Raw genomic sequence first — 5589 nt, forward strand, 5'->3', positions numbered from 1 at the left:
GTGTGGGGGTGGCGAGGGCCAGGCGGTCGGTGCGGAGGGGGAGTTGACCCCAGCGGTCGCCTACCGGCAGGCGGACGAAGCCGACGTCCAGTTCGCCCGCCTCCAGGCGCTCCAGTTGCTCCCGCGTGGACATGTCGTCCAGTGTGATGTCGGCGCCCGGGTGGCGGCGCCGGAACGCGGCGACGGCCCGGGGCGCCAGCTCGATGCTCGACATCCCGAACCCCACGCTGAGGCGGCCGATCTCGCCGCGCGCCAGCCGGTCCATGCGCCGGGCGAGGGCGTCCGCGCGCTGGACGAGGTCCTGGGCGCCGGGCAGGAGTGCCGCGCCCAGCCCGGTGAGCGCGGCGCCGTGCCGCCCCCGGTGGAAGAGGCGGCCGCCGGCCCGCGCCTCCAGCGCCTGGATCTGCTTGGTCAGCGCGGGCTGCGTCATCGAGGCGGCCGACGCCGCGCGCCCGAAGCCGCCGTGCTCCACGACCGCGAGGAAGCCCCGCAGCAACCGGATTTCCATTCCTGGATGTTATGTGACGGAGAAAAAGATTCATTGGACGAATGGAAGCCCGGCAGGGTTCGCTGGGATGTCCGAGCACCGAGGAGGCGACATGCCCGAGGCGGCGACGCTGCGCTGCGCGGCCGTGCAGTTCGAGCACCGGCCCGACGACAAGCCGTACAACCTCGCCCAGGTCCGCGAGCACGCCGGACGGGCGGCGGCCGACGGTGTCCAGATGATCGCGTTCCCGGAGATGTGCGTGGTCGGGTACTGGCACCTGCGGCGCCATCCCGCCGAGCGCCTCCGGGAGCTCGCCGAGCCCCTCACCGGCCCGTCGGTCACCGCCGTGCGCGAGCTGGCCGCCGAGCACGGCATCGGGATCGGCGTGGGCTTCCTGGAGGCCGGCGAGGACCGGCGGCTGTTCAACTCCTACGCCGTGTGCCTGCCGGACGGCGCCGTCCACCGGCACCGCAAGCTGCACGCCTTCGAGCACGAGGCCATCTCCAGCGGGGACGGCTACACGGTGTTCGACACCCCGTGGGGCGTGCGGATGGGAATCCTGATCTGCTGGGACAACAACCTGGTCGAGAACGTGCGCGCCACCGCCCTGCTCGGCGCGTCCGTCCTCGTCGCGCCGCACCAGACCGGCGGGACCGCCTCGCGCAGCCCCCACGGCATGAAGCCGATCCCGCTCCCGCTCTGGGACGGGCGGCACCGCGACCGGGAGGCGGTCGAGGCCGCGTTCCGCGGCCCGGACGGACGCGGATGGCTCATGCGGTGGCTGCCCGCGCGCGCCCACGACAACGGGCTGTTCGTGCTGTTCAGCAACGGGGTCGGCCGCGACGACGATGAGGTCCGCACCGGCAACGCGATGATCCTCGACCCCTACGGCCGGATCCTGGCCGAGACGTGGGCGGCCGAGGACGCGCGGGTGACCGCCGATCTGGACCTCGGGCTGCTCCCGCTGTCCACCGGGCGGCGCTGGATGCGCGGCCGCCGGCCGGAGCTCTACGACATCCTGACGCGCCGCACGGGGGAGGAGCGCGACCCCCGGACGGCGCGCTTCTCGCCCGATCCCGTGCCCCCGTCCAGCCTCGCCTGAGCGCTCCACCGGGCGCCCGGGAGTCGCAGGTCGGACGGTGGGTCGGCGCGGTGTCCGGGGCGCCGTCCAGGATCATGGGTGCATGACTGACGAAGTGATGCCCGGGACCGCGCCGCACGCCGGTACCGGGAGCGGGGGAGTGGGGCGCCGCGCGGTCCTGTGCGGGGCCGGGGTGGCCGGTGCGGCCGTGCTCGCCGGATGCGGCTCGGGAGGCGGGGAGACGGACTCCGAGGACCTCAAGGGCAAGGAGATCGGGAAGGCCGCCGACGTCCCGGTCGGCGGCGGGAAGGTCTACGCCGACACCAAGGTCGTCGTGACGCAGCCGTCCAAGGGCGCGTTCAAGGCGTTCAGCGCGACGTGCACGCACCAGGGCTGCCTGACCACCACGGTCGTCGGCGGGCTGATCAAGTGCCCCTGCCACGGCAGCGACTTCGCGATCGCGGACGGCGGCGTCCGGCACGGGCCCGCCAAGCGCGCTCTGACGGAGTACCAGGTCCAGGTGAAGGGCGACGGCATCGTCGTCGTCTGAATCATCGGCACACCGGTTTAGTTCTGAATTGAACCTTCGCGGTCGCGCGTACGTAATCACCGGTGACACATGGCGACCGGAGTGACCCAGAGCGGAGGGCGGAGAGCATGCCACAGGAGTCCAGGACGCAGGCGGACGCGGCGGACGTGGGAGACGCGGCGGAGCGCCCCGCCGCCGGGCCCCCGGCGGCGGGCAACACCCGCCGGGGGCTTCTCATCGGCGCCGGGCTCGCGGGCGTCGCGGGGCTGGCGGCGGCGTGCGGCGGGTCCGACGACTCGTCCGGCGACGGCGGGAAGGGCGGCGACGCGGGCGCCCAGAGCCCCGCCGGCGGGACCGGCACCGGAGGCGCCGGAGTCGGCGGGGGCAAGGAGCTGGCGGCGGCCAGCGAGATCCCCGTGGGCGGCGGCAAGGTCTTCGAGGCCGAGAAGGTCGTGGTGTGCCAGCCGGCGCAGGGCGAGTTCAAGGCGTTCTCGGCCACCTGCCCCCACCGGGGGTGCAGCGTGGGCTCGGTGTCCGGCGGCACGATCAACTGCCCGTGCCACGGCAGCAAGTTCAAGATCACCGACGGCTCGGTGGCGAACCCGCCGGCCAAGGAGCCGCTGAAGGAGAAGAAGGTCACCGTCGAGGGCGGCAAGATCATGCTCGCCTGAGCGGCTCCGCGCGCGGCGGGCCGTCCCTCCCCGGGGCGGCCCACGCGCCGCCGGCGGGCACGCTGTCGTCCGCGGACTCCCCGCCGGGGGACGGTCCGCCGTCCGCGGGCCGCCCGTCCGCGGGTTCGCGGTCCGCGGCCGGGTCCGGGCCCGTCCGGAAGCGGGGAAGCGCCTCCGGGTAGGAGGCGCGGATGTGGGCGATCAGGTGCTCGCGGACGTCGCAGCGCAGGTCCCAGGCGCTCGCCGAGTCGGCGGCGCTCATCAGGGCGCGCAGCTGGACCAGCCCGTTCGGCAGGACGTCGACCGCCTGGAGCACCCACTCGCGGCGGTCCCACAGCGGGTGGTCCTGGAGCATCGAGTACAGCTCGGTGCGCAGCTCGTCGAGCGGCACCGACCAGTCGACGTGCAGCTCGACCGAGCCGATCACGCGGCTGCTGTGGCGCGTCCAGTTCTCGAACGGCTGCTCGGTGAAGTACGACACCGGCAGGATCAGCCGCCGGTCGTCCCAGAGCCAGACCACCACGTACGACAGCGTCAGCTCCTCGACCCGCCCCCACTGGCCCTGGACGACCACGACGTCGTCGAGCCGCAGCGCGTCGCTGAACGCCAGCTGGAGCCCGGCCAGCAGGTTGCCGAGCGTCGGGCGGGCGGCGATCCCGACGACCAGGCCCGCGACCCCCGCCGAGGCGAGAAGCCCGGCGCCCACGGCCCGCACGCCCGGGAACGTGAACAGCGCCGCGCCCAGGGCCACGATCACGATCACCACGGACGCGATGCGCCGCAGCAGCATCATCTGCGTGCGGGCGCGCCTGGCCCGCCGGTTGCGCTCGCCCTCGATGCGCATCAGCCGCGCCAGCGGCGGGTCGGTGAGCGCGTAGGCGATCCGCAGCACCAGCCAGGTCGTGACGCCGATGGCCGCGATCCGCACCAGATGCCGCACGGCGTCGTCCGGGCCGTCCGGCAGGGCCCGGTACGGCATGGCGGCGCTGGCGCCGACCACGGCCGCGAACGCGAACGCCGGCGCCGTGCAGCGCCGGGCGGCGCGGCCCGCCCCCGGCCAGCGCTCCGACAGGCGGCCGGCGAGCAGCCGGCGGCCCCCCTCCACGACGATCACGGACGTGGCGACCACCGCCGCCAGGACGATCCATGCCCAGAGCGCGGACACGTTCGCTGCGACCTCCTCCGAGCGTGCGACAACCGGTCCGGGCCTCCCTTTCCGATGTTTTTACGATCACTCGGCCGTCCTGGGGAGATCTCCGTCACCCTGGCGGCGGGTGCGCTGCAGCGCGGCCTGTCGGTGGGGCCCACTAGGCTTTTACCGTGGCAGATCCGGCGACCTACCGACCCGCTCCGGGCTCCATCCCGGAATCGCCCGGGGTGTACCGATTCCGCGACGAGCACGGCCGGGTCATCTACGTGGGCAAGGCGAAGAGCCTGCGCTCGCGGCTGAACTCCTACTTCGCCGACTTCTCCGCGCTGCATCCGCGCACCCAGACGATGGTGCAGACGGCGGCGCGGGTCGACTGGACGGTGGTCGGCACCGAGGTCGAGGCGCTCCAGCTCGAATACTCCTGGATCAAGGAGTTCGACCCCCGGTTCAACGTCCGTTACCGCGACGACAAGTCCTATCCGTATCTCGCGGTCACCCTCAACGAGGAGTTCCCGAGGGTGATGGTGATGCGGGGTGCCAAGCGCAAGGGCGTGCGCTACTTCGGCCCGTACTCCCACGCGTGGGCGATCAGGGAGACGGTCGACCAGCTCCTGCGCGTCTTCCCCGTCCGCACGTGCAGCGCCGGGGTGTTCAAGCGGCAGCACCAGCTCGACCGGCCCTGCCTGCTCGGCTACATCGGCAAGTGCTCGGCGCCGTGCGTCGGCCGCGTCTCGCCCGCGGAGCACCGCCTGCTGGCCGACGACTTCTGCGACTTCATGGCGGGCAACGCCGCCCGCTTCACCAAGCGCCTCGAACGCGACATGCGCGAGGCCGCCGCCTCGCAGGAGTACGAGCGCGCCGCCCGGCTCCGCGACGACCTCCGCGCCCTGGAGCGCGCCCTGGAGAAGCAGGCGGTCGTCTTCGCCGACTCCATCGACTGCGACATGATCGCCTTCGCCGAGGACGAGCTGGAGGCCGCCGTCCAGGTGTTCTACGTGCGCGGCGGCCGGATCCGCGGCCAGCGCGGCTGGGTGGTCGACAAGGTCGAGCACGTCACCACCGCCGACCTGGTGGAGGACTTCCTCATCCAGATCTACAGCGAGAGCGACTCGGTGCCCCGCGAGGTGCTCGTCCCGGCCGTCCCGCCCGACGAGGAGGCCATGACCGAGTTGCTGGCCGAGCAGCGCGGCGGGCCCGTCCACCTGCGGGTCCCGCGGCGCGGCGACAAGAAGGCCCTGCTCGACACGGTCGCCCGCAACGCCCACGAGGCGCTCAAGCAGCACAAGACCCGCCGCGCGTCCGACCTGACGACCCGCAGCCGGGCGCTCCAGGAGATCCAGGAGGCCCTGGAGCTCGACGACGCGCCGCTGCGCATCGAGTGCTACGACGTCTCCAACCTCCAGGGCACCAACGTGGTCGCCTCCATGGTCGTGTTCGAGGACGGCCTGGCCCGCAAGAGCGAGTACCGCCGCTTCACGATCAAGGCGGTCGAGGGGCAGGACGACGTCCGCTCCATCCACGAGGTGATCACCCGCAGGTTCCGCCGCTACCTGGCGGAGAGCGAGAAGATGGGCGAACTGGACGCGCTCGGCGACCCCGCAGAAGCGGTTGCCGGGGGGGCTGGGGGGTCGTCCCCCCAGAGTGATGGAGCGGATGCCGGAGGGGCCGGGG

The 5589-nt window shown here is 73.2% G+C and carries 6 protein-coding genes; 4 read left to right on the plus strand and 2 right to left on the minus strand.

Annotation, left to right across the window (positions count from 1 at the left end; translation table 11 throughout):
• Positions 1-508 (minus strand): LysR family transcriptional regulator (locus E1298_RS43545; RefSeq protein WP_131903242.1); only part of this gene is annotated, 508 nt, incomplete at its 3' end.
• 91 nt (positions 509-599) lie between these two features.
• Here E1298_RS43545 and E1298_RS43550 point away from each other — a divergent pair.
• From E1298_RS43550 to E1298_RS43560, 3 genes are all read left to right on the plus strand, one after another.
• The gene (locus E1298_RS43550; protein WP_131903243.1) at positions 600-1589 is read left to right on the plus strand and encodes a nitrilase family protein; all 990 of its coding nucleotides are present in this window, start codon (positions 600-602) and stop codon (positions 1587-1589) included.
• A gap of 82 nt (positions 1590-1671) precedes the next feature.
• Positions 1672-2118, plus strand: coding sequence for a Rieske (2Fe-2S) protein (locus tag E1298_RS43555; RefSeq protein WP_243726204.1), 447 nt, complete (start codon positions 1672-1674; stop codon positions 2116-2118).
• 107 nt (positions 2119-2225) lie between these two features.
• Positions 2226-2768, plus strand: a complete 543-nt coding sequence (locus tag E1298_RS43560) for a Rieske (2Fe-2S) protein (RefSeq protein WP_131903244.1) — start codon at positions 2226-2228, stop codon at positions 2766-2768.
• Here the strand turns inward: E1298_RS43560 and E1298_RS43565 are convergent.
• Complete coding sequence (locus E1298_RS43565; RefSeq protein ID WP_243726205.1) at positions 2755-3933, minus strand: mechanosensitive ion channel family protein; 1179 nt, start codon at positions 3931-3933, stop codon at positions 2755-2757. The genes E1298_RS43560 and E1298_RS43565 overlap by 14 nt on opposite strands.
• 155 nt (positions 3934-4088) lie before the next feature.
• Here E1298_RS43565 and uvrC point away from each other — a divergent pair.
• Positions 4089-5589, plus strand: a 1501-nt coding sequence (gene uvrC, locus E1298_RS43570; protein WP_131903245.1) for an excinuclease ABC subunit UvrC, incomplete at its 3' end; no start/stop codon positions are given.

The sequence above is a fragment of the Actinomadura rubrisoli genome, assembly GCF_004349215.1.
GTDB lineage: Bacteria > Actinomycetota > Actinomycetes > Streptosporangiales > Streptosporangiaceae > Spirillospora > Spirillospora rubrisoli.